We start from the raw sequence: 23,554 nt of genomic DNA, 5'->3' as shown, positions 1-23,554 counted from the left end.
CCCAAGGGCGACGAGCAGCCGAAGATGGCGCGTAAGCCGCGGCAGTCGAAGGAAGACCAGTAGCAGGGAGGGGCCGTCATGGCTGATTCGTTTGCATCTACGGATGATCTCGAGAAGCGGTGGCGGCCCCTCACCGAGGCGGAGCGGGACACGGCGGAGGTGCTCCTTGAGGACGCTTCCGTCGAGGTCAGATCCGCTCTCGCCCGCTCGGGCGTCACCGTGGTGGACGCGGACGCGGCGAAGCTCGTGGTCTGCGGCATGGTGAAGCGCAGCATGATCGCTGGCGACACTGCGGCTGGTGTCACGACGACGCAGGAGACCACGGGGCCCTTCTCCCGGTCGTTCACGTACTCGAACCCGACTGGGGACCTGTACATGACGAAGCGGGAGAAGCAGCTGCTTGGGCTTGGTCTGCAGACGGCGTTCACGATCCCGATGGGGTCGGTCGATGGGTGAGACGGTTGTGCTCATCACTCGTGAGCAGACCGGTGTCGACCGGTACGGGAAGCCGACGTTCACCGACGTTGAGACGCCGGTTGATGGTGTCGCTGTAGCCCCCGCCACGTCGACAATCGATCCGTCTACCGGCGCCGTCATCACAACGGGTGGCATGACTCTGTACCTGCCCGCCGCCGTCACGTCCGGCCCGGACGCACGTTTTCGTGTGCGCGGTGTCGAGTACAAGGCGCGCGGCGGTTCGGAGAACTGGCGCGCGTTCTACTCGCAGTGGCAGCCGGGGAACGTCGTGCACCTTGAGGACCGGGACTACGCCGATGGGTAGCGGTCGTGTCGTCATTAACCGCAAGGGTTTCGGCGAGCTAATGGTGTCCTCCGAGATGGAGGCGACCCTCCGTCCGTTCGCTGAGCAGGTCGCCGCACGTGTACCCGGTTCGGACATCGTGCCAATCCGCACTGGTGTTGGTACCGGCAACGCTCGCATCCGGTTCCGGGTGCAGAACGAGGTAGCGGCGCGCGCTGAACTGGTGTCTGCGATCCGGGCTGTCATTGGCCGCGCGAAGGAGGTGTGAGGCCTGGTGTACGGCATCCTCTACGGCGATGTCATCGCTCACCTGATCAGCCGCACTCGGGATCTGCTTGCCGCGCGTCCGGAGTCGTACGCGCGATCGGTGGAAGTGTCGAACCGCAAGTCGGCGAAGAGCACTCGAGCTGTCGTGTTCACGACGAGTCCGGGTGGTGGCACCAGCAACACTCTTCGAACGTCGTACGTGACTGTGGACGTCATTGCCAACGATGAGGGCGACACGGTCGACCTGGTGAACCTCGTCCTCGCGCTCGTCACTTCTCGTGGCGGCGGCGGGCTTGTCGGTTCCGGGCCGATCGCTGACCTCAACGTGAACGGCGGACCGAACGCGGACCCGAGTGTCGACGGTTTCTTCAAACAGACCGCCGAGCTCGAAGTTCGGCATCGCGGCGTGAATCTCTAACCGCCGCACTACCTCAAAGCCCTGCCACTGGTGGGGCTTTTCGCATTCCTCCCCTCCGAGCCGGGGACAACAGGGGCCACCGTGCCCGCAACCACCGACGAAAGGGCACCCCAGTGGTACTCAAGGCAGATAACGTACGGGTTGCCGTCACGGGCGCGGTCTACAACGCGCCCAAGACCGCCACCCGCCCCACCGATGCGACAGTCGCACTCACTGGCTACGCCGACCTCGGCTACGTCGGCGACGGCGGTGTCACCGAAACCCGCGACCGGTCCACGAACCAGATCCGTGGCTGGCAAAACGGCGCCCTCGTCCGCGAGGTCGTCACTGAGTCGTCGATCAAGTACAACTTCATCCTCCTCGAGACGAAGAAGGAGACCATCGAGCTCTACTACGGCTCGAAGGTCGGTACCGACGGTTCGGTGAAGATCAACCCGGCGAAGACGGGTGGCCGGCAGCGGTTCGTCATCGACGTGATCGACGAGGACGAGATCATCCGCATCGACGTCCCGGACGGGGAGGTTACCGAGGTGGGCGACCAGGTCTACGTCAACGGTGAGGCGATCGGCTACGAGGTCACCGTCACCGGCTACGAGATGACCGACACCACCACCGGTGAGACGTACTCCGCGGTCAAGTGGTACGGCTCCCTCGACACGGAGGGGAACTGACGATGGCGGCGAAGGACAAGGTGTTTGTTCGGCACACGCACACCGGTGAGATCCGAGAGGTGACGTCGGAGCAGCGGGACGTGCAGGACAAGAACTACTGGGTGCGCATCACTGGCGATGTGAAGCCGACACAGCCCGAGGCAGACGGTCCCGCTGAGGCGGAGATGCCGGCCCCGAAGACCACCCCGAAGGCGACCACGCCCAAGGAGTGACCGACCGGTGTGCCGGGGCGCTCGGGCCCCGGCACACCTTCACCCCTACCCGAGCACTCCACCGAGCTAGGAGAAGCACATGAGTGAGACCACCGCCGTCAAGGCGCTGCAGATCAAGGCGAAGAGCCGCCCCGCCCTCGTCGTCGAGTACGACGGCACGGAGTACACGCTGCCGGGTCGTATCCCGTCGGAGATCATGACGATCCAGGCTGAGTACAAGCGGCCGAAGAACACCGCGAAGGATGTTCAGGAGCAGTGGCAGCGTGACCTGGGTGTCGCGGCGATCAACAAGTTCTACGAGCTCGTTGTCCCGGAGGCGTTGAAGGGTGCGCTCGACATGGAAGACCTCGGTGCCGTGTTCGAGGCGTGGTCGGAGCATGTCGGCCTGGGGGAATCCAAGGACTCCAGCAACTAGCGGAGTCCTACCCCGACGAGCTCGTCTGGGAGCTCCACAAGCTCGGCTTCGAGCTGGTGGAGGACGGCACCATTCTTAATGCCCGCGGCGAGGTGGTCGACCACATGTTAGTCGACCGCCTTTTGCGTGTCGCGACGCGGGAGCCGTCTTCGGTTCTGTATGCGGCGCAGCACGGATGGGACTTCCCCGTGTCTCGCGAGTGGATGGCCGCCGCGGACCTGTTCGACGCGGTTCAGACGCTGATCAAGGTCACTGCGGGCAGCAACCGCAAACCGAAGCCGTACCCGCGCCCATGGCCCGATTCCGCGTCGAACCGGTTCGGCAAAACGAGCCTCTCCCCGGCAGCAGCACGGGAGGTGCTGCGAAGGAACAAGGAAGGGCTGATCGATGCCTACTGAATCCGCGGTCGCCTACGTCAGCATCGTCGTCAGCGCAAAGTCTGTCGGTAAGCAGATTGAGAAGGAGATCAACCCGGACGCTGTTGGTTCCTCGGTTGGCCAGAAGGTCGGCGCGGGGCTCACTCAGGCGATCGGTAAGACCCTGCAGGCGGGCGCGACGACGGTTGTGGCGGCTGGTGCTGCTGCGATCGGCGCCGCGCTCGTCAAGGGCTTCAACCGGCTGACGGCGATCGATCAGGCGACGGCGAAGCTGAAGGGTCTCGGCAACTCGGCGTCGGACATCACCGCGATCATGGACAACGCGCTCGCGTCGGTCCGTGGGACGGCGTTCGGCCTCGACGCGGCTGCGGGTGTCGCTGCTGGCGCGGTCGCTGCTGGCATCAAGCCTGGCGAGAAGCTGCAGCGTGTTCTGGGTCTTGTCGCTGACTCGGCGACGATCGCCGGCACGGACCTGAACTCGATGGGTTCCATCTTCAACAAGGTGGCCGCGTCGGGAAAGCTGCAGGGCGACGTCATCGCGCAGCTGCAGGACGCCGGTGTTCCGGTGCTGCAGTTCGTGGCGAAGGAGATCGGGAAGACCGCCGCTGAGACGTCGAAGCTGGCGTCCGACGGGAAGATCGACTTCGAGACATTCGCGAACGCGATGGAGGCGGGCCTCGGTGGGGCCGCGAAGTCGTCGGGTGACACGTTCACCGGCGCACTCGCGAACGTCGGTGCGTCGCTGGGTCGTATCGGCGCGAACCTCGAGAAGGGTTTCTTCCCGAAGCTTGCCCCCCTGTTCCAGCAGATCACCACCGTCATGGGGCCGCTCGAGGATCGCGCAACGGTCATCGGTGAGGCTGTCGGCGCGAAGGTCAACCCGGCGCTCGACAAGCTGTCGGCGCTGCTGACGAATGGCACTGACGCGTTCAAGGGCATGAGTGCGATCCTCGCGCCGCTGGGTGGGCTGTTCCTAGCACTGGGTGCCGGGGGGCTCGGTAGCTTCCTTGCGGCGATCCCCGGGCTCGGCGGTCTTGCTGGTCCGCTTGCTGCTCTCGGAGGCCCGCTTGGCCTCGTGGTCGGCGCGCTCGGCGGCCTGGTCGCGGTTAGCCCGGAATTGCGGTCGGCTATCAGCGGTTCAATCGGCCTGTTCGCTCAGTACGCAACCATTTTGGGCAACGGATTTGCGCCCGTTGTTTCGAGCATCCTGACCGAGTTGGGCAACCTAGTTCAGGCCATTGGTGGGACGCTGGCTACCGCAATTCAGGCTGCGGTTCCGATAGCTCTGCAGATGGTTGCAGTTCTCGGTATCGCACTCGCCCCTTTGCTGCCCGTGGTGGCGCAGCTGTTCGCAAGCCTTGGGCTGGTGCTGACAAACGCTTCGCCGCTTATCACGGTGCTAGCGGGCGTGGTGTCGGAGCTGGTCTCCGCGCTGGCCCCGCTGGTGGTCGCGGTCGGTACCGGCCTGGCGACTGCCCTGTCCGTTGCGATGCCGTACGTGGCGGAGCTGTCGTACAAGTTACTGCCGCTGGCGACGTGGATCGGCAAGAACACGGAGCTCGTCACCGCTCTGGCGCTTGCGGTCGGTGGCGGGGTCGTCGCATTCAAGGCGTACCGCGGCGTCGTCGGCGCCGTGAACGGCGTGCAGCAGGTGCTGATCGCCCGCTCCTACGGCGTGACCGGGGCGACGTACGCTCAGGCGGCCTCGGGCCGGGTAGCGACGGCCGTAAACAAGACGATGGCTGCATCGTCGCGGATTGCTGCTGCAGCTCAGTGGTTGTTCAACGCTGCTCTCCGCGCGAACCCGATCGGCATCGTCGTCACGGTGCTCGGCGCTCTCGTCGCGGGCATCATCTACGCCTACAACAACATCGGCTGGTTCAAGGACTTCGTCGATGGGGCGTTCAAGGTCATCGGTGACGCCGCTCAGACGGTCGGCGGCTGGTTCGTGTGGCTGTACGAGAATGCCATCAAGCCGGCTGTGGACTGGATCGCTCAGGCCGCTACGTGGCTGTGGGCAACGATCCTGCAGCCCGTGTTCAACGCGATCGCTTCGGTCATCAAGTTCGTGGTCGATCTTGTGGTCGCGTACTTCAAGGTGTGGGCCGGCATCTTCCAGTGGATCGGCGATGCCGCGTCGTACATGTACTTGAACTACCTGCAGCCGATCTTCGAGCTCGTCGCGGCGATCTTCACGAAGCTGATCGCGCCCGTGTTCATGTGGCTGTGGGAGTCGGTCATTCAGCCGGTGTTCCAGTGGATCGGTGCCGCGATCAGCTTGTGGTGGCAGGCCACGCAGATCGTTTTCAACGCGGTTGTCGGTTTCGTCCGCGACACGCTTGGCGTCGTGTTCAGCTGGTTCAGCGACACGGTGGGATCGGTCTTCGGGTTCATCGGTGGCGTGTTCAGTGCCTGGTGGAACCAGATCGTCCTGCCGATCTTCAACGCGGTCGTCGGGTTCGTGCAGAACACGTTGGGGCCGATCTTCAAGTGGCTGTACGACACGATCATCAAGCCGGTGTGGGACGGGATCGGTAAGGCGATCTCGTGGGCGTACGACAACATCATCAAGCCGGTCATCGACAACCTGAAGTACTACTTCGGTGAGGTCATCCCGGCTGCGTTCAACCTGTTCAAGGACGCTGTCGGTAAGGCTTGGTCGGCGATCCAGGATGCCGCGAAGGCACCGATTCGGTTCGTGGTCGAGACGGTCATCAACGACGGCATCATCGGCAACTTCAACAAGGTCGCTGAGTTCTTCGGAACGAAGAAAATGCCTGAGGTGCAGCTGCCGAAGGGCTTTGCGGGCGGCGGCATTCTTCCGGGGTCGTCGCGCATGTCTGACGGCGACGATCGCCTCGTTCCTATGCGTGGCGGGGAGGGCGTGCTGGTCTCGGAAGGTCTTCGGACCGCTGCTGACCGTGCCGCGTTCATGATGGCGAACGCTGCTGGACGGCGGGGCGTTGGGTTCGCGTCTCTGCTGTCCGGCGGTTACGCAAAGGGCGGCATCGTCGGTGCTGCGTCTGGTGCGTGGGATTGGATCGCGGGCAAGGCTGGGAAGGCGTGGGATTGGGCGGCGAATGCTGCTCAGACTGCGGCTTCGGTCGTGTCTGACCCGTCGGGGACGCTCGGCAAGCTGGTGAACGGCATCGCTGCGCAGATCCCCGGAGCCGGCGGGATCCTCGAGCTCGCGAAGAGCATGGGCGGGAAGATCCTCGACGGCGCCGTGGAGGCGCTGCGGAAGCTTGCTGACCTTGGAACGGGCGTGTTCGGCGGCAACGGCCAGAACGGGCAGCTGCCGTCTACGGACCTCGGTAAGGCGATGGGGTTCGCTCCGGGCTCTGGTGTGGGCGCAACGGGTGGTTTGCTGCGGAAGGCTGCAGCGAACGCTTGGAACGCCGCGTACCAGGCCTCGGGCGGCGCGCTGAGTCTCACTGAGGGTTACCGCGATCTGGCGGCGCAGCAGTACCGGTGGTCGCTGTTCAAGAAGGGCGGCAACCTTGCTGCAGCACCGGGAACGTCGCAGCACGGTTTCGGGCTCGCGGCGGACGTCGCGGGCGGGCAGTCGTGGCTTCGTGCGAATGGTGCGAAGTTCGGCTGGGCGAACACCGGGCTCGGGTTCTCGCAGCGAGAGCCGTGGCACTTCGAGTTCAAGGGTGTACCTCAGCTCGCGGCCGGCGCTCTCGTTGGCCGCCGGCCGGGCGGGACGCTCGTGAACGTTGGGGAGGGCCGCTACGACGAGGCGGTGGTCCCGCTGACGCCTGCGTTCAAGGACGGGTTCGGGGCTGGCGGTCAGCGGGTGGAGGTGTACGTCCAGAACCCGTTCGGAAGCGACTACCTGCTTGCGCAGGTGTCGGAGGTAGCGGACGCACGGGTCGCTGATGCGTTCGCTGCCGATCAGCGGGTCGCTGATCGAGGGGTACGACTGCCGAGCTGATCGGCGTGAAGGGAAACCCGATGACGATCGTTGACGGCGGTAACGCGTTCTCGACGTTCACGGACGTCCTCGACGGCGGGAACGCGTTCACCGTGTACCCGCTGCCGGGGCCTGACGTGACACTCCTCGGAGGTGAGACGACCGCCCCGACGGCGCTGCTCGAGCTGACGGAGCTCCGGCCGGGGACGGCGTCGTTGACGATGTACCGGTCGTTCGCGGGGTACGACGGCCGCACCGTTGACATGACGGTGCGGTCGGCGATTCGGGAGTACGCGGTCGGAGCGTTCTCCGGTTCGGATGCGGAGATCCCAATCGGGGTGCCGGTGTCGTACTGGGCGGAGATGTTCGACGACGCCGGCACTTCGTTGGGTCGCACCGAGTCGACGACGGTCACGTTCCCGAGCGTTGACGGGAACGTGGCGTGGATTTCCGACCCGCTCGACGAGACGTCCGGTGTCCGGGTGCTGATGATCGACCAGGCCGGGAACGCGTTGTCACGGCCGGTGGCGGGGAGCCGGTATCAGGTCGGGTTTCGGACGGTGGTGCTCGCTGGTACGCGGACGCTGCTCGTCGGGCAGGACATGTCGTTCCTGACGGAGACGGTCGCCGATCGCCTCGCGATCTACCGGCTGATGGAGGACACGGGTGGGTTGATCCTGATCCGGTCCGCGCCACCGAAGGACGTGCCGCGGCTCCTCTACTGCTGGGCGTCCGACCCGAAGGCGACCACGTACCAGACGGATTCAGGGATGGATCTCACCCGCTGGGTGAACCCGGTCGACGAGATCTCCCCGATCGAGGGTGATGTCGCGGTCCCGCGTGTGCCGTGGCAGGTCTACATCGACGCGTTCCCCACTTGGGGAGACGCGATGGCTGCGTACTCGACATGGCTAGACGCGAAACGGAACCCGCCGGGAGGCTTCTGATGGTGCTGAACCTCGGCGACGACTACCTGAACGCGATCGAGCAGTCCGGTGTCCGCCGGGTCGAGGTGACGGCGTTCTACGGCTCCGACCAGACGATCCCGGGGCCGAAGTACCCGACGCTGACCACCGTGCCAATCACGTCGGACGGATCGCTCGAGTTCAGTGGGTCAGGTCAGTCGCAAGCGTCGGGGACTATCAACTTGCGACGTGACGGCGACGTGTCACTAGTCCCGAAAGCGTTCACGGACCCTCTGGCGCCGTTCGGGCAGGAAGTGGTGCTCCGGTACCACCTCGAGTTCGGTGGGCAGTCGTGGGACGTGCCGCTCGGCCGGTACCGAATCAAGTCGGTTCCAAAGGCTCAGGAGTACTTCCGCCGGTTCCCGTCGATGGCGAAGGTCGTCGGATGGGAGGCGGAGCTGTCGATCACGGACCTGTTCGACCGGTTCGACGACGAGCTCGACTCGCCGGCGCCCGCGGATGGTGCGACGAGCACATGGGATGAGGTGGCACGGCTCTCCCCGATCCCGATCATCCGGTCTCTGCCTGACCAGCCGCTCCCGTCTGGGCTGACGTACCAGGGCCGGCTGGACGCGATCGCGCAACTGCTGTCGAACCTCGGCGGGGAACCACACATCACCCGTGAGGGCGCGCTGACCGCTCGTGCAAAGGACGGGTGGCTGACGGCCACACAGGCGGTCGCGACGGTGCGTGGAACGTTGACGCTGTCGGACGGCATGTCGAACGCGCTCTACAACCGGGTGAAGGTGTCGAACCCGAACGACGCGACGATCATCGCCGTCGCGCAGATCGACGACCCGTCGAATCCGCTGTCGGTCACGTCGCCGCTGGGCCCGCGGACGTACGCGTACTCGTCTCCGCTGATGGACACGGCAGCGAAGGCCGCGAAGGCCGCTGAGACGGTCCTCGCGCGAGTGTCAACGCAGCAGTCCCGCAGCGTGGAAGTGACGTGCCTCCCGCGTCCCGATCTGGAGCTCGGCGACTTCATCGAAGTTGTCGACGAGGTCGCCGGCCGGAAGGTGCGAGGCGAGGTGGCGAAGATGACGTTCTCGAACGATGCGACCGCCTCGATGTCGTTGTCGCTGACGGTTGCTGGTGTCGCGTGACGGCCGCGGAGGCGCAGGCGGTGCAGCTTGCGGGTCTCAGCCAGGGCATGTCCGACTATCAGCGTGGCACGTGTGTTGCGGTGCGGTGGGAGACGCTTGAGGCGCAAGTGAATCTGCGCGGATCGACCTACTGGATGCCGATGGCTGGTGTGTCACCGGTCCCGCAGCGCGAGTGCTGGGTTGGGTTCCTCGGCGCGAAGCCAATGTGCCTCGGCCCTGTGCCTCGGCCCGCGCTCGGCGTCGTACAGTCGGCGCCCGCCGGCGGCCTGGTGTCGGTGAAGGCGGACGACGACGCCGTGTACTCGCTCGCGAACACAGAGCTCGAGCTCGTGGCCGGGCAGCGGGTGCTGATCCAGTGGGACGGCGGCGGCTCCGTCGTCGGCGTCCTCTCCGCCGACCCGGTCACCCACGACGACCTGATCCCGGACCCGCCGGTGATCCGCCCGCCGGACGGTGGGGCGCCGCAGCCGGTCGTGTTCAACGCGACGGACTCGGGCACGCAGAACGGGTCCGGGCTGACGGGCGCCGGGTCGTTCTGGACGGCGCAGGTGTACTGCGGAGACTCGACGCTCGGCGCGTTCCTCTACGGCGGCCAGATGGCGAACACCATCCCCGACAACGCGAACTGCACCGGGATCCGGATCTACGTCGACGCGGTCTCCTCGCGCGGCAACCCGCCGCGGTTCGGCCTTCACTCGTTGGACGCGAAGACCGGGCAGCTCGTCGTCGACCACGTTTACCAGCCGCCGGAGGGCGGCGGGACCGGGTGGAAGACCCTGCCCGTCGAGTGGGCCGGGATCCTCGCCCGTGGTGAGCGTCGCGGCATTGCGACGGCGCACGGCGGCATCCACATCTATTCGCCAGCAGGGCAGCGGAACAGCGGCGCCCTCGAGATCACCTACGGGAGCAGCTGATGGCAGGCAAGACCGGGTACCCGACAGTCGCGAACACGGACAAGATGGACGGTCCCGCGCAGATCACCGAGGTCGCGAAGCACTTCGACGACCTGATCGATTTCACCGTCGATGACGCGACGAAGCTGCCGCAGTCGGGGAACTGGGTGGGCCGTCAGGCTCGCGCCCTCGACACCCGGAAGGTGTACGTGTGCACGGCGCTCCCGTCGACGTGGGTGGGCGAGGAGGCGTACGCGACCTTCTCGACCCTGATCAGCGGCCTGCCGGACCGTTCGTACCCGAACGCGGGACTGATCACGCCCGTGCCGACGCTGACGAAGAACGCATCGTGGGCCTCGATCGCGTCCGACGGGTCGCTCGTGCTCGCGGTGGGCGTGTACCTGATCAGCTGGGACGTCGGCATGGGCGTCGCCGCGGTCGGCACCGGCCGTAGCGGCTTCGTGCAGATCAGCGACTCCGGCGGCGGCCGCGTGGCCCGCGCGACGGTCGGCACGGGTGAGGACTCGACGACGGCCACGGGTGTGCTGCTGCAGACCTCGGCCGGCTCGGTCGGCTTCTCGCTGCTGAAGACCGGCGGCGGCACGCCGGACGTGCGGGGGACGATCCGGGTGGTGAAGCTCGCATGAGCGCGAACGGTCAGCTCTCCGACGCCGAGCTCGTCGTCGTCCCGAACACGGCGGACATCACCACGATCGGGGTGCAGCGCGTCGCCGTCGCGGTGCTGCCGTACCTGCTCGCCGCGGCGGCCGAGTTCCGGCAGGAGACCGGGCAGAAGCTCGTCCTCGCCGAGGGCTACCGGCCGCTCGCGACGCAGATCGACTACTTCAACGCCCGCTACCACGTCGTCGCGTCCGGCGGCGTCTGGTGGAACGGGAAGCGGTGGGCGAAGAACGCCGGTGCCGCGACCGCCGCGGTACCGGCGACGAGCCCGCACGGGAACGGCGGCGCGGCCGACCTCTGGTCCGGCATCGACACATCGTTCACGTCGGCGAATCACCGGGTCTGGGTCCGCGTGTCCGCGAAGTACGGGTGGACGAACACCGGAACCGGCTTCGGAGAGCCCTGGCACCAGGAGTGGTCCGCCGCCCGCGTCACGAAGCGCGTCACCCTCACCGCGGCGCTCGTGCGCCCGGCCGCCTCGTCCGGAGCGATCACGAACACCATCACCGGCCGCCCGGCGGCCACGAGCGTCCAGGAGGACGACATGCCCAGCATCGAGCTCGTCAAGCAGGACGGGGACACGTCCGGCACCGTGTGGATGTCCCGCGACCGGATGGAGCGCCGCCCGCTGACGGCGGCCGACTTCGCGGACGTCGCGTACTGGGTCGGGAAGCAGTTCGGCGAGGACGTGGCGAAGGTGCAGGTCGTGCGCAGCCTCACCGCGTTCGGCGTCGACATCTCGGCCCGCCCGGACACGTACGAGCTCGTCAAGGACGCGAACGGCGACGGCACCGTCTACCTCTCGTTCAACCGGGTGCTCCTCGTCCCGCTGACGGCCGAGTCGCTGCCGGCGCAGGTGTGGAAGCTCGGCAAGCGCGGCTACGACACCACCGTCTCCCTCACCGACAACCTGGCCGCGTTCGGCGCGGCCCTGCACGCCTAGGAGGCCTGCCATGTTCCAGCGCTACACCACCGCCCTGCTCCCGCTCGGAGTGCTCGTCGTCGGCGTGCTCCTCGTCGCGTCACAGGCGGGCACCTCGCTGCTCGGCTGGCAGACGATCACGCAGCTGCTCATCCTGCTCGCCACCATCGGGTCGGACTTCTGGCTCAAGCTCGTCCCGGGCCGGTGGGCCGGAGCGGCGAAGACCGGCGCGGCCATCGTCGGAGCCATCGTCTCCGCGCTCGTCGCCTACGTCCCGGACGGGCACTTCACGCAGACGACCTTCCTCCTGTTCCTTACCGCGGCGCTCAAGGCGGTCGCGACGGAGGTCGGCGTGCAGATCCGGGTCGACGCCGCGAAGGTCATCGACGCCGGCTCGACGCTCAGCTCGAGCGTCCTTTCGGGCACCGTCGTCGTCGACCCGCACAAGGTGTCCGACGGTGACCCCGCGATCGTCGGCTCCGAGCCCGCGGTGACGACGCCGTGAGCCGTGGCACGTCCGTGCCGGGCAGGCTGCTCGCCGCATCGATCTGGGGGCCCGGCGCGATCAGCGGCTCCGACGATCGCGTGCGCGGTCTCCTCCGGGTGGCGCTGCCCACGGTCGACGTCGCGCTCGTGCTGTTCGGCCTCGGCGGGTTCCTGTCGGGGATCCCGGCGCTCCGCGACGTCTTCGACCCGCTCTACGCCGAGGTCTGGTCCGCTGCGCTCGGCGCCGCCGCGCTCGGCTGCCTCGTCGGGCTCGCGTTCCCCGCGCGCCTCTGGCGAGTCGAGCGGACCGGCAAGGCGGTCCTCGCCGCGATGCTGACCGTCTACGGCGGCGCGCTGATCTGGGCGGGTATCGCGACCGACGACCTCGGCCGGTCCGCTGTCGGGTTCATCCCGGTCGCGCTCGTCCCCGTGCTCGTCTGGAGGATCCTCGACGTGACGAAGGACGCGAAGCGGAACCGCTGGCGAGGAGCTCCGCGGTGAACGCGGGCCTGATCGTGACGCTGATCGTCGGCGTCGTCGCGCCGACTTCCGCAGCGTGGGCGACGGTGAAGGTCGCGCAGATCCGCGCCAGCAAGTCGTCCCCGGCGGAGCTGCAGGCCGCGGCGACCGAAACGGACCGGGTGAGCCTCGACACGTTCCGGGAGTTCCGGACATGGGCTGAGGGTCGCATGGACTGGCAGGACCGCCGCATCGCGGTCCTCGAGGGCGCCCTCGCGAAGGTGTCCGAGAAGTACACGCTCATCAAGGAAGCGTTCCGCGAGTTCTACCGCGAGGTCCGGGCGCTTCTCGGCACGGGCACGCCGCTCCTCGACGAGCACGTCCGCGAGCTCCTCACCGAGCAGGACCTCGACGACACGTTCGGTGGGGCGGCGCTGAAGCGGCTCCGTGAGGACGCCCCGCCGCCTCCGCCACCGCCGGTGTGACCGGCCCCATCATCTATTGCGCTGCGGCGCACGACTGAGAGCAGGAAGCATGGCCGACTACAAGCAGATTCGTGTGCGCCGGGACACGCTCGCGAACTGGACGGGCGTCGTCCCTGCAAACGGCGAACCCATTGGCGTCACCGGCGCAGACGGAGCGGTCACCACATACAAGATCGGTGACGGTGTAACACCTGCCGAGCAGCTGCCGGCACTCAGCAAGGGCGACACCGGACCGCAGGGTGACCCGGGCCTTCCGGGCGTCAACGCTGTCGAGAACGATGCCGCCGTCGCGGCTTACCTCCGGTCGTCGTCCTCGGAGTCTCGTGCGGCTGTCACGGTCGCCGTGCAGGACGGCGTTGAAGCCGCAGTACCGAAGCAGGTCGCTGATGCGATCGCGGCCGACCCCACCGTGGCATCCTCCGCCGCTTCTGCAGTCGACACGGCACTCGCAGGTCGACAGGTCCCAAGCGCCGTGGAGACGTTCGACCGTGACGCAGCATTCAGCCTCGCGGACAGCTCCGGCAGGCGAACCGCTCTCGAAGTCGACGAAGCCGGGAACCCGACGGCCCGTATGGCGAAAGCTGTGGCATCGGCCGGCAGCATGCCGTCGGCATCGTCTACGTACGCGCCGGGGGTAGCCCTGACAGACGCCGATGGGCGCATCATTCTGGACGCGCAGTATGGATCGGACGGCACCTTTACTGCTCCGGTCGTGGCGCGGCTCGTACCCCGCCTCGACGCGGCGACTCCAAAGAAGATCCCTCGGATGCTTCGTCGCCTGCCGAGCGCTACGGATGCGAAGCTCCTGGCCGCAACGAACACCGCTGCGAAGTTCATGCTGGGCACGTGGATTCCTGGCCGGTTCCCTGGGACCGCCGCGATCACCCCCACCGATGTCGGCGCGACGGGCGCGAGTACCGATGAGGCAAAGGTCCGACACCCTTGCGCTGCCGCCTTCTCCGTGGCCGCTCTGATCTTCACCGGCACGTATGACGCCACCGTCACCGGCGTCGCGTTGGCTGACGCGAAGACCTCGGTACTTCGCGTCATCAAGGGCATCGCGAAGGCGCACCAGGCCACCACCACCGGAGGATGGGGCCGGTACTGGCAGTCGTCCGCCTGGGCGCAGATGCTCGACGCCGCAGCCTGGATGATGGGCGCGGACATTGATCCGGAGACGCAGGGGTACCTCAATGCGCTCGTTCCTGTCGAGGCCACCTTCGTCATCAACGGCTACAACGGCGGCCTCGGAACGGGCGTCATCCCCTACTGGACTCGGTACGACGGAACAGTCATCACGCCGGGCGACTCGAAGTCGGAGGAGAACGCCTGGATGGGCGGATTCCTCGCGTGGGCCTCTGCGCACTACCCGACGGCCACGAACGCGGCGGCTTGGCAGTCCGCGGCGTACCGATGGCTCCTCTCAGCCGGCACGGTGCCGAGCGACATCCTGACCGACCGAACCGTCCAAGGCGTGAACCTCACGACAACGTTCGACGGGTGGAACGTGAACCAGGACGGCTCAATCGTCAACCATGACCGGCTGCACCCGGACTACATGTGCTCATCACCGGAGCTCGCCTGGTCGGCTGGCGTCCTCTGGGCGCACGCCGGCAAGCGGATCCCAGATGCGTTCGTGCTGAACGCCGAGAAGGTCTACCGGGCACTCGCTCAGGTGTCGTACGGCGGCCGGTCCATCTACACGCCGGGAACGTGGGAGCTGTTCTACCCGCAGGGCAACGACTGGGGCACCAGCCGGATGGCGGACAAGGCAATGGCGGACGTTGTGACCTACTGCATGGGGCTTGACTCGCAAGTCGCCACGTCAGCGGCCGAATGGGCGGACCTGCATCTGCAGCGCTGCCTCGACATGCAAGCCCGATTCACGGATGGACACACCTACCTGAACTCAGCTGAGGACATCTACTCCGGAGCTGAGCCATGGGTCGCGCGCAACCTCGCCCTCGGCGTGCTCGCCGCCCGCATGCCCACCACCGCCCGCTACACCTACGCAAGCATTGGAGCGTGACATGGGAACCGTTCTCCGACTCCCCGGACTCGCCATCAACAACCCCGCCGCACCCATCGCTCTGACCGAACCTTTCGGCGTGTTCGGCCTGTCGCACCGCTACGAAGCCGACTCGTTCGCGGCGGTGGTTTCCGGTACCGCCGTAACTCCTCCGTGGCCTGACAAGGCCACTGGTGGCGGCACCACGGTGTCCAGCGGGACAACGAAGAAGGGCCCACTGCTGCAGGCGTACGGGTCTCTCGACAAGTTCGATTCGCTCGACTGGGCCTCTGCGGCCGGCGACGTTGGCGTTGACTCATACCCGACCGGAGACGCGACTGTCGTCGTCGTCTTCGGGTACACCGGGTCCGGCGCGGCGAAGGTGTTCGATCTGCTCGGGCGCAAGATGGTCGTCGGGACGAGCACCTGGGTCGTTCAACCGAACGACGGTAGCTCCGGCACCGGCATCCAGTACCCGTTCACGAGCCAGCCGAAGCCGGACGCGAACCAGATGGCGGCCGCCGTGGTCACGCTGCCTGCCGACACCACGGCTGCGTGCGGACTCACGCTCCGAACTGGAGGAGCGACGTCGAAAGCTTCTGCCGTGGCGTCGATTATCACATCGGTTCCGCCGCGGCTGCGTATCGGTCCCGGATCGCAAGGTGGAAGCGGGAACTCACCGCAGATCGCTGCCTTCGGGATCTGGCCTCGACTCCTGACGGATTCGGAGATCACCGGGACAGTGGTTCCTGCCCTCAGGACACGGTACGGGATGCAGTAGGTCCGTCGTCGAGGGAAACGGGCAGCCGGCCGTCGCCGCGAAGCCGCTTTTCAAGCGGCTTCTCCACGTACTCACAAAGCACGGCGGCGACGGCCACGCCGATTACGAGCCCGATCGCGGAAGTAGCCCACCAGGGCATCGGGATCGTCCGGTTCGTGACCGCGATCACCACGCGGAGCACCACGAGGTGCACGAGGTAGAACGCGAAGGACCACTCGCCGAGCTTGACGATCGGCCTCCAAGCGAAGATGCTGCCCTTTCCCGCGCGGTCGGCGTCTGCGGCGCTGGCGAGGAGAAGCACGAACGGGATCGCCGTCGAGGCGACCAGTAGGCCGTAGAGGGGCAGCCAGTTGGACGCGACGGAGGCCACGAGAGCGAAGATCGCGGTCGCAGCGACGGGCACCGGGAAACGCGCCCCGCGCCGCAGGACCATTGCGAGTGACATGCCGACGATGAACTCGAAGAGCCGCGTGACGGGGAAGAGGTAGATGGCCCAGTACCCGATGCCAGCGGGCTCGGTCGGCCGGAGCGTCAGCGGAATCGCGATCACGAAAATCAGTGCGATCACGAGAACAGCCGCAACGGCTCGGGCGTTCATCCGGCGGAGTCCGACGAAGACGAGCGGGAACACCAGGTAGAAGAACATCTCGGCGGAGAGGGACCAGCCGACGGAGTTGCCGGCGAAGTGGATGTCCTTCTGTGGGAACCAGCTCTGCAACAGGAACGCGGAGGGCAGCATGTCGGCGAGCCGATGGCTGTCCGCTGCGATCGCGTAGCCTCCGCCGATGATCCATGCGATCCAGTACAGCGGCAGAATGCGGGCGGCGCGCCGGCGGTAGAAGCTGCCCGGGCTGTCGGAGGTCCGGCCGTTCCATGCCAGGACGAAGCCGGACAGCATGAAGAAGAAGGAGACGCCCTCGTCGCCGGCGTTGGTGATGAATCCAGCCCAGTCGGGAGAGTCCTGGTAGGCGGTGGCATGGTGCAGGAACACCGCCAGTGCCGCGAACGCTCGAAGACCGGTCAGTGAGTCGAGGCGCGGCATGCGCTTGAGAGATTCCCCCACGCGCTGATCCTAGGTGATCCTCAGGTTCTAGCAAGACAGAGACCCCCTCGGGTTCCTTTGGAATGAACAGGCCAAACGCCCCCCTTCCCAACCGGGAAGGGGGGCGTTTGCTGTATCATCAAGATATGCGCATTGGCCCCGCAGCAGTGGATGGCAGTCGGCACCCGTTGTCGGAAGTAGACCTGACCGCGCGAACCGCAACGTGCGGGACGTGTGGGTTCACGGCGATCAAGGTGAAGAAGGGCACACGAGGAATTTGCCGCGAAGTGGTTCGCCAGGAAAAGGAGCGTCTTCGCCGTGCGCGCGGCGTACCGCCCAGGCGCCCAGCCGCCGTGGATGCTTCTCACCGCTCAGAGCAGAGGAAGATCTCCCGTAATCCGGAAGCACGGGCGGCCTTCATCGAAGACCACGGCGGCGCCTGCGCGATCTGCGGTTCGACCAACGACCTGCGGGTCGATCATGACCACAAGACAGGTGCAGTTCGCGGCCTGCTGTGCAGCCCATGCAACGTCGGAATCGGGTGGCTGCAGGACGATGTGGCGCTGCTTAGGCAAGCAATCGGCTACCTCAGCGGGCACTGAAGCTTAATCAAGTCATGTCCGCCGCGACTGCGGCGCCCGCCCTACCCGGGAGCTCGAGGGGGTCTTTCGTCGTACCCGGCTACCGTCGCGGCTTCAGCGCCCGGACGGTGACGGTGCCCCGCGGCACCCACGCGCGCTGCAGCCGACCCTGCCACGCGATCTCAACGAACACCGCGACATCGGACCGGGCGACGGCGAACGCCTTCACCTCGGCAAGCACGCCGATCTGCTCGAACCGGAGGTCGTGGACGGTGACAGGCTGCGGCGGGTCCACGGGCTTAGGGCTGCCGACCTGCTCGAGGGGGAGAGACTCGGCGGCGTAGATCGGGACGTCCTGATGCTCGGGCGGCGCCCACCGGTGCTCTGGCATGCGGTCATCGTGACCGCGGCCGCCGACATTGGGGCAAGTTTGGGGGCGGTGCGAAACTCGCGGTTACCCCAAACTCAGGACGCCACCGCCTCCGCCTGATCAGTCCCGGGCGTACCCGTTCACCGTCCACCGTGTGCAGCGAGCGACACGGGCAGCAGTCGAGAACCGGGTACGGCGTTCGTTCGTGTGACCCCCGTTATGGGGTCGGTCACTCGCTGGCTACACTTTCGGCTACACCTAAAGCACTGATCTGGGGCCGGCAGCGGGTCTCGAACCCGCAACCCCCGTATTACAAGTACGGTGCGCTACCAATTGCGCCATGCCGGCTGACGCGCCCACTCTACCGGGGCACGTCCGGGGTCACTCCGCAGCCGAGAAGTTCAGCGAGATCGAGTTCATGCAGTAGCGGTCACCGGTCGGGGTGCCGAAGCCGTCCGGGAAGACGTGGCCCAGGTGGCCGCCGCAGTTCGCGCAGCGCACCTCGGTGCGGACCATGCCGAGGGACTTGTCCTCGATGAGCTGCACGGCCTCCGGGCGGACCGACTCGTAGAACGACGGCCAGCCGCAGCCGGAGTCGAACTTCGTGCCGCTCTGGAACAGCTCCGCGCCGCACGCCGCACACGTGTAGACGCCGGCGCGCTCCTCGTCGAGCAGCTCGCCCGTCCACGGACGCTCGGTCCCGGCCTGCCGGAGGACGGCGTACTGGTCCGGGGAGAGCTCCTCGCGCCACTGGGCATCGGACTTGTCGACGTTGTACGCCATGTGTTCCTCCTCGTTCCGGTCGCCGTCGTGGGTCCTGGCGACCACCTCAGTAAACTCGCGACGGTGTCCGAGCATTCCGTACGCCGCGCCCACTGGAGCCGCCTGACGACGGACGAACTGTACGGGATCGTGCGGCTCCGGAACCGGGTCTTCGCGCTCGAGCAGCGGGTCACCGCCGAGGACCTCGACGGGCGTGACCGCGCTGCGGACACCGAGCACTGGTGGTTCGGAGCGGACGCCGGTGCGGAGGGGCACGAGGTGCTCGGCTACCTCCGCCTGGTCCGGCCCGCGGTCGACGAGCAGCACCCGGACGGGTCGGCTCCGCCCGCGTGGGTGATCGGCCGCGTCGCCACGCACCCCGACCACCGCGGTCGGGGCATCGCGGGCAGCCTGGTCGCCGCGGTCCTCGCCGAGCACGGGCACGAGCCGTTCGTGCTGCACGCCCAGGAGTACGTGGCCGGTCTCTACGAGCGGCACGGCTTCCGTCGGTTCGGGACGCCCTACGACGAGGCCGGCATCCGTCACGTCGGGATGCACCGCCCGTGAACGGGACCAGCAGCAGCACCGGCGCGAGCAGCAGCACGGGCACCCGCGAGCGGTTCGCCGCGTACGCCGACCGGATCGCTGGCACCTCGCCGTCCTACGCCGCCTGGGCGCGGTCGGTGGACGACGCGCTCGTCGCGCTGCTCGACGCGGTCCCGCCGCAGCAGCGGCAGCCGGAGCTCGTCTTCGCGGTCGCGCGGCGGCTCGGCGCCGCCCCGTCGGACCCCGGTGCGCTGCGCGCGATCGGACGGGAGGCCCGCCACGCGTTCGTCGCGGCCCTCACCACCGCCACGGTGCAGGCCAACGACCCGCGGCGGCTCGGTCCCGTCGTCCCGGTCCTCCAGGCGCTCGCCGCCGCGTCCGCGCGACCGCTCGGGCTCGTCGACGCGGGGGCCGCGGCGGGCCTGTGCTCGATCCCGGACCGCGTCACGCTCGACCACCGCGTCCTGGACGGTGCGGGGGAGCCGGGCGCACCGGTCCGGGTGCACACCGCCGTCGCCGACCCCGCGGTGCACCTCACCGTGACGGTCTCCGGTGCCGTGCCCGCCCCGCGGTCGACCCCGATCCGCATCGGCGCACGGGTCGCACTCGACCCGAACCCGATCGACCTCGCGGAGCCGCACGCGTTCGACCGGCTCGTCGAGGCCGTCCCGCCCGAGGCGACGGACCGGACCGCCCTGATGCGCGAGGCGGCCCGCGCGGCGCTCGCCGTGCCTCCCGTCCGGGTCCGGGGCACGCTGCCCGGTGACCTGGACCGCGCACTGGACGCCCTGCCGGACGGCTGTGAACCGGTGGTGCTGACCACCGGGACCCTCGTGTACGTCCCGGGCGCGGGTCGGCAGCGGGTGGTCGACCGCCTCCGGGAGCGCGGCGTGCACTGGGTGACGCTCGAACGCACCGGGATCCTCGACGGGGTGGCGGCGACGCTGCCGCACGACGTCGACCCGGAGGACCCCGACGCCTTCGCGACCCTCTCGCTCGACGGCGTCGCGCTGGGTGTCTCCGACCCGTTCGGCGTCCGCGTGCGGTGGTTCCGCCCACCCGGTGCCTGAACGCAGCCTCCGCGACAGTCCAGGGTGGTGCCAGGGTCGGCGCGCCGGTCACCCCTACGATGTGCGAGACCCGTTGCCCGACCGTGATCGGAAGTGCCGTGACCGCCCTCCCCGCCGACGAGCTCAGCGAGCTCGACAAGCACGTGCTCGCGTTCGAGCACGACCGGGCACGGCACGACCGCACGAAGGAAGCGGAGATCCGGGTCGAGTTCGACATGTCGCCGGCGCGCTACTACCAGGTGCTCAACCGCGTGATCGACCACCCCGCAGCCCTCGCGTACGACCCGCAGCTGGTCGGACGCCTGCAGCGGCTCCGGCACGCGCGCACCCGTGCGCGGGCCACGCGGTCCTTCGTCGCCGCCGCCACGACGCCCGATCCCCGTGAAGAGGAACGATGAGCCAGAGATTCCCGCGAGACCGCTTCGACGAGGTCCACGACGGACCCCGTGTCGGCGCCCACCGCGGCGCCCAGCGACGTGGACGCGGGTGGATCGCCTTCGCGTGGGCGGCGCTCGCGACCGGCGTGCTCGTGCTCCTCGGGGTGCTGGCGCTCGCGCTCGTGAACGGCAGCTACTCCTTCGGCGGCTCGACCTCGTCGCCGGCCCCGGCCGCGTCGTCCTCCGCCCCCGCGAGCTCGGAGGCGTCGCCGTCCGAGTCGCCCTCGGAGTCCGCCTCCCAGGAGCCCGAGGCCGCGGAGCCCGCCGCACAGGGGACGACCAAGGTCGTCGTCCTGAACGGCACGTCGACCGGCGGTCTCGCGGCCCGCGGTGCCACGGCGCTGCGGGGCGCCGGGTGGAAGGTCGCCTCGACGGGTGACGCCGGCACGACCGGCACGGCGTCGACGATCGTCTACTACCAGGAGGAGTCGCAGGCCGCGGTGGCACGCGGCATCGCGAAGACGCTCGGGGTGACCGCGGTGCAGCAGTCCGACGCGTTCCCGAACGCCGGGGTGTCCGTCGTCCTGGGTGCCGACTACCGCGGCTGAGCGGCCCCGACGGCCCGGTTCGTGACCGCCGTGTTTCCGGCGCGTTGCGTTCTGGGTGAATCGAGGCGGAAGAGCGTCACACCTCTTGCCCTGGTGCGTGGCTTCCGCAAGAGTCATCGCCAGACGACGGCTCGTCGTCCGCAACAACGACGACCCGTCGTTCGCACCGGCACCACCAGGGAGCAAGAGATCATGGCCAACGGAACCGTGAAGTGGTTCAACGCCGAGAAGGGCTTCGGCTTCATCACCGTCGATGGAGGGGGCCAGGACGTGTTCGTGCACTACTCGGCGATCGACATGTCGGGCTACAAGGTCCTCGAGGAGGGGCAGGCGGTCACGTTCGACGTCGGCACCGGCTCGAAGGGGCCGCAGGCCGAGTCGGTCCGCCCCGCCTGAACCGGCACCACCACGGAACGCGTCGTCCCTTCGGGGGCGGCGCGTTCCGTCGTGGCGGGGTGGTGGTCCGCGTGCTCGCGCCGGGCCGTCCACCTGCTCACGCCGGGGTCGTCCGCCTGCTCGCGCCGGTGTCGTCCGCGTGCTCGCGACGCAACGTGTCCTGGGAAGTCGGCCCGCGCCTCCCGACTGTGTTGCACTCGACCAACGCGAGTGCCAGAATCGGCGTTGGCACTCGCTCACGCTGAGTGCCAGCACGACCCCCATGCACGACGTCCGGGAGGGACGAGAAACTCACATGGCAAAGATCATTGCTTTCGACGAGGAGGCCCGTCGCGGCCTCGAGCGCGGCCTCAACATCCTGGCCGACGCCGTGAAGGTGACGCTCGGCCCGCGCGGCCGCAACGTCGTCCTCGAGAAGAAGTGGGGCGCCCCCACGATCACGAACGACGGTGTCTCCATCGCCAAGGAGATCGAGCTCGACGACCCGTACGAGAAGATCGGCGCGGAGCTCGTCAAGGAGGTCGCCAAGAAGACCGACGACGTCGCCGGTGACGGAACCACCACCGCGACCGTGCTCGCCCAGGCACTCGTCCGCGAGGGCCTCCGCAACGTCGCCGCCGGTGCCGACCCCGTGTCGCTCAAGCGCGGCATCGAGAAGGCCGTCGCCGCCGTCTCCGACCAGCTCCTCGCCAACGCGAAGGACATCGAGACCAAGGACCAGATCGCCGCGACCGCGTCGATCTCGGCCGCCGACCCCACCATCGGTGCGCTCATCGCCGAGGCGATCGACAAGGTCGGCAAGGAGGGTGTCGTCACCGTCGAGGAGTCGAACACCTTCGGCACCGAGCTCGAGCTGACCGAGGGCATGCGCTTCGACAAGGGCTACCTGTCGCAGTACTTCGTCACGGACCCGGAGCGCCAGGAAGCCGTCTTCGAGGACCCGTACATCCTCATCGTCAACTCGAAGATCTCCAACATCAAGGACCTGCTCCCGGTCGTCGACAAGGTGATCCAGGCGGGCAAGCAGCTCCTCATCATCGCCGAGGACGTCGACGGCGAAGCGCTCGCGACCCTCGTCGTGAACAAGATCCGTGGCATCTTCAAGTCCGTCGCCGTCAAGGCCCCGGGCTTCGGCGACCGCCGCAAGGCCATGCTGCAGGACATCGCGATCCTGACCGGTGGCCAGGTCATCTCCGAGGAGGTCGGTCTCAAGCTCGAGAACGCGACCCTCGACCTGCTGGGCAAGGCCCGCAAGGTGATCATCACCAAGGACGAGACGACCATCATCGAGGGCGCCGGCGACGACGAGCAGATCGCGGGCCGCGTCCGTCAGATCCGCTCCGAGATCGAGGCGACCGACTCCGACTACGACCGCGAGAAGCTCCAGGAGCGTCTCGCCAAGCTCGCCGGCGGCGTCGCCGTCATCAAGGCGGGTGCGGCGACCGAGGTCGAGCTCAAGGAGCGCAAGCACCGCATCGAGGACGCCGTCCGCAACGCGAAGGCCGCCGTCGAGGAGGGCATCGTCGCCGGTGGTGGCGTCGCCCTCATCCAGGCGTCCGTCGTGCTCGACACCCTCGAGCTCCAGGGCGACGAGGCGACCGGCGCGAACATCGTCCGCGTCGCGATCGACGCACCGCTCAAGCAGATCGCGCTGAACGCCGGTCTCGAGCCGGGCGTCGTCGCCGCCAAGGTCCGCGAGCTCGAGTCGGGCCACGGCCTGAACGCTGCGACCGGCGAGTACGTCGACCTCGTCGCCGCGGGCATCATCGACCCGGCCAAGGTCACGCGCTCGGCGCTGCAGAACGCTGCGTCGATCGCCGGTCTGTTCCTCACGACCGAGGCCGTCGTCGCCGACAAGCCCGAGAAGGCATCGGCCATGCCGGCCGGCGACCCCTCGGGTGGCATGGACTTCTAGTCCGTCCGACAGAAGGGCCCCGCACGCTGCGCGTGCGGGGCCCTTCTGTGTGCGGGGGTCGGGGG

The 23,554-nt window shown here is 67.9% G+C and carries 28 protein-coding genes and 1 tRNA gene; 25 read left to right on the top strand and 4 right to left on the bottom strand.

All coding sequences use genetic code 11. The features are described 5' to 3' along the window. The first annotated feature begins 78 nt into the window (after positions 1-78). From BEP24_RS09840 to BEP24_RS09750, 18 genes are all read left to right on the top strand, one after another. Positions 79-456, top strand: coding sequence for a Gp19/Gp15/Gp42 family protein (locus BEP24_RS09840; RefSeq protein ID WP_065962846.1), 378 nt, complete (start codon positions 79-81; stop codon positions 454-456). A gap of 154 nt (positions 457-610) precedes the next feature. Continuing rightward, positions 611-781: a hypothetical protein gene (locus BEP24_RS17580; RefSeq protein ID WP_171898790.1), complete on the top strand. Its 171-nt coding sequence runs from the start codon at positions 611-613 to the stop codon at positions 779-781. A 253-nt stretch (positions 782-1,034) separates the two neighbouring features. Then, positions 1,035-1,445 carry a hypothetical protein gene (locus BEP24_RS09825; RefSeq protein ID WP_065962838.1) on the top strand — a complete coding sequence of 137 codons (411 nt, stop codon included), beginning with the start codon at positions 1,035-1,037 and terminating at the stop codon, positions 1,443-1,445. 113 nt (positions 1,446-1,558) lie between these two features. After that, complete coding sequence (locus tag BEP24_RS09820; RefSeq protein WP_065962835.1) at positions 1,559-2,116, top strand: hypothetical protein; 558 nt, start codon at positions 1,559-1,561, stop codon at positions 2,114-2,116. A 2-nt stretch (positions 2,117-2,118) separates the two neighbouring features. Beyond that, positions 2,119-2,328 (top strand): hypothetical protein, encoded by a 210-nt coding sequence (locus BEP24_RS09815; RefSeq protein ID WP_065962833.1) that lies wholly within the window; start codon positions 2,119-2,121, stop codon positions 2,326-2,328. Between the two features lie 79 nt (positions 2,329-2,407). Beyond that, entirely contained in the window at positions 2,408-2,743 is a 336-nt protein-coding gene (locus BEP24_RS09810; RefSeq protein WP_065962830.1) for a hypothetical protein, read from the top strand. A gap of 56 nt (positions 2,744-2,799) precedes the next feature. After that, complete coding sequence (locus tag BEP24_RS09805) at positions 2,800-3,141, top strand: hypothetical protein (protein WP_065962828.1); 342 nt, start codon at positions 2,800-2,802, stop codon at positions 3,139-3,141. Then, positions 3,131-7,057, top strand: coding sequence for a tape measure protein (locus BEP24_RS09800; protein ID WP_065962826.1), 3,927 nt, complete (start codon positions 3,131-3,133; stop codon positions 7,055-7,057). The genes BEP24_RS09805 and BEP24_RS09800 overlap by 11 nt, the downstream gene beginning before the upstream one ends. Positions 7,058-7,077: 20 nt before the next feature. Further along, entirely contained in the window at positions 7,078-7,983 is a 906-nt protein-coding gene (locus BEP24_RS09795) for a hypothetical protein (RefSeq protein WP_065962824.1), read from the top strand. Next, the gene (locus tag BEP24_RS09790; RefSeq protein WP_141693420.1) at positions 7,914-9,107 is read left to right on the top strand and encodes a hypothetical protein; all 1,194 of its coding nucleotides are present in this window, start codon (positions 7,914-7,916) and stop codon (positions 9,105-9,107) included. Before BEP24_RS09795 ends, BEP24_RS09790 begins: the two co-directional genes overlap by 70 nt. Positions 9,108-9,325: 218 nt before the next feature. After that, on the top strand, positions 9,326-10,021 hold the full coding sequence (locus BEP24_RS09785) for a hypothetical protein (protein ID WP_141693419.1): 696 nt from the start codon (positions 9,326-9,328) through the stop codon (positions 10,019-10,021). Continuing rightward, entirely contained in the window at positions 10,021-10,647 is a 627-nt protein-coding gene (locus BEP24_RS09780) for a hypothetical protein (RefSeq protein WP_065962818.1), read from the top strand. Before BEP24_RS09785 ends, BEP24_RS09780 begins: the two co-directional genes overlap by 1 nt. Beyond that, positions 10,644-11,624 (top strand): hypothetical protein, encoded by a 981-nt coding sequence (locus BEP24_RS09775; RefSeq protein WP_065962817.1) that lies wholly within the window; start codon positions 10,644-10,646, stop codon positions 11,622-11,624. The genes BEP24_RS09780 and BEP24_RS09775 overlap by 4 nt, the downstream gene beginning before the upstream one ends. Before the next feature lie 10 nt (positions 11,625-11,634). Then, entirely contained in the window at positions 11,635-12,108 is a 474-nt protein-coding gene (locus tag BEP24_RS09770; protein WP_065962816.1) for a hypothetical protein, read from the top strand. A gap of 80 nt (positions 12,109-12,188) precedes the next feature. After that, positions 12,189-12,590 (top strand): hypothetical protein, encoded by a 402-nt coding sequence (locus tag BEP24_RS09765; RefSeq protein ID WP_171898789.1) that lies wholly within the window; start codon positions 12,189-12,191, stop codon positions 12,588-12,590. Further along, positions 12,587-13,033 carry a hypothetical protein gene (locus BEP24_RS09760; RefSeq protein WP_065962813.1) on the top strand — a complete coding sequence of 149 codons (447 nt, stop codon included), beginning with the start codon at positions 12,587-12,589 and terminating at the stop codon, positions 13,031-13,033. Before BEP24_RS09765 ends, BEP24_RS09760 begins: the two co-directional genes overlap by 4 nt. Positions 13,034-13,082: 49 nt before the next feature. After that, the gene (locus tag BEP24_RS09755) at positions 13,083-15,062 is read left to right on the top strand and encodes a hypothetical protein (RefSeq protein ID WP_065962811.1); all 1,980 of its coding nucleotides are present in this window, start codon (positions 13,083-13,085) and stop codon (positions 15,060-15,062) included. Between the two features lies 1 nt (position 15,063). Further along, positions 15,064-15,822 (top strand): hypothetical protein, encoded by a 759-nt coding sequence (locus BEP24_RS09750; RefSeq protein ID WP_141693418.1) that lies wholly within the window; start codon positions 15,064-15,066, stop codon positions 15,820-15,822. Here the strand turns inward: BEP24_RS09750 and BEP24_RS09745 are convergent. Then, the gene (locus BEP24_RS09745) at positions 15,797-16,885 is read right to left on the bottom strand and encodes an acyltransferase (RefSeq protein ID WP_065962806.1); all 1,089 of its coding nucleotides are present in this window, start codon (positions 16,883-16,885) and stop codon (positions 15,797-15,799) included. The genes BEP24_RS09750 and BEP24_RS09745 overlap by 26 nt on opposite strands. A gap of 125 nt (positions 16,886-17,010) precedes the next feature. Here BEP24_RS09745 and BEP24_RS16625 point away from each other — a divergent pair, with 125 nt between their 5' ends. Continuing rightward, positions 17,011-17,466, top strand: coding sequence for an endonuclease VII domain-containing protein (locus BEP24_RS16625; protein WP_083230265.1), 456 nt, complete (start codon positions 17,011-17,013; stop codon positions 17,464-17,466). Positions 17,467-17,545: 79 nt separating this feature from the next. Here BEP24_RS16625 and BEP24_RS09740 read toward each other — a convergent pair whose 3' ends face one another. The 3 genes from BEP24_RS09740 to msrB form a co-directional block, all read right to left on the bottom strand. Beyond that, positions 17,546-17,836, bottom strand: coding sequence for a hypothetical protein (locus BEP24_RS09740; RefSeq protein WP_065962803.1), 291 nt, complete (start codon positions 17,834-17,836; stop codon positions 17,546-17,548). 251 nt (positions 17,837-18,087) lie between these two features. Continuing rightward, positions 18,088-18,163: transfer RNA gene (locus BEP24_RS09735), tRNA-Thr, on the bottom strand. 33 nt (positions 18,164-18,196) lie between these two features. Beyond that, positions 18,197-18,598 (bottom strand): peptide-methionine (R)-S-oxide reductase MsrB, encoded by a 402-nt coding sequence (msrB, locus tag BEP24_RS09730; RefSeq protein ID WP_065962868.1) that lies wholly within the window; start codon positions 18,596-18,598, stop codon positions 18,197-18,199. Between the two features lie 63 nt (positions 18,599-18,661). On the opposite strand from msrB, the gene BEP24_RS09725 reads away from it, so the two are divergent. From BEP24_RS09725 to groL, 6 genes are all read left to right on the top strand, one after another. Next, positions 18,662-19,144: a GNAT family N-acetyltransferase gene (locus BEP24_RS09725; RefSeq protein WP_065962801.1), complete on the top strand. Its 483-nt coding sequence runs from the start codon at positions 18,662-18,664 to the stop codon at positions 19,142-19,144. Next, on the top strand, positions 19,141-20,193 hold the full coding sequence (locus BEP24_RS09720) for a DUF2332 family protein (protein ID WP_065962799.1): 1,053 nt from the start codon (positions 19,141-19,143) through the stop codon (positions 20,191-20,193). Before BEP24_RS09725 ends, BEP24_RS09720 begins: the two co-directional genes overlap by 4 nt. Before the next feature lie 98 nt (positions 20,194-20,291). Continuing rightward, on the top strand, positions 20,292-20,591 hold the full coding sequence (locus BEP24_RS09715; RefSeq protein ID WP_253181649.1) for a DUF3263 domain-containing protein: 300 nt from the start codon (positions 20,292-20,294) through the stop codon (positions 20,589-20,591). Beyond that, positions 20,588-21,178 (top strand): LytR C-terminal domain-containing protein, encoded by a 591-nt coding sequence (locus tag BEP24_RS09710; protein WP_065962794.1) that lies wholly within the window; start codon positions 20,588-20,590, stop codon positions 21,176-21,178. The genes BEP24_RS09715 and BEP24_RS09710 overlap by 4 nt, the downstream gene beginning before the upstream one ends. Positions 21,179-21,370: 192 nt before the next feature. Continuing rightward, positions 21,371-21,574, top strand: coding sequence for a cold-shock protein (locus BEP24_RS09705; protein ID WP_022903461.1), 204 nt, complete (start codon positions 21,371-21,373; stop codon positions 21,572-21,574). A 295-nt stretch (positions 21,575-21,869) separates the two neighbouring features. Further along, a complete protein-coding gene (groL, locus tag BEP24_RS09700; RefSeq protein WP_065962791.1) occupies positions 21,870-23,489 on the top strand; it encodes a chaperonin GroEL in 1,620 nt (539 codons plus the stop codon). The last annotated feature ends 65 nt before the right edge of the window (positions 23,490-23,554 follow it).

It is taken from the genome of Curtobacterium sp. UCD-KPL2560 (assembly GCF_001705035.1).
In the GTDB taxonomy this organism is placed as follows: domain Bacteria; phylum Actinomycetota; class Actinomycetes; order Actinomycetales; family Microbacteriaceae; genus Curtobacterium.
This window is presented reverse-complemented; position numbering and strand designations above follow the sequence as displayed.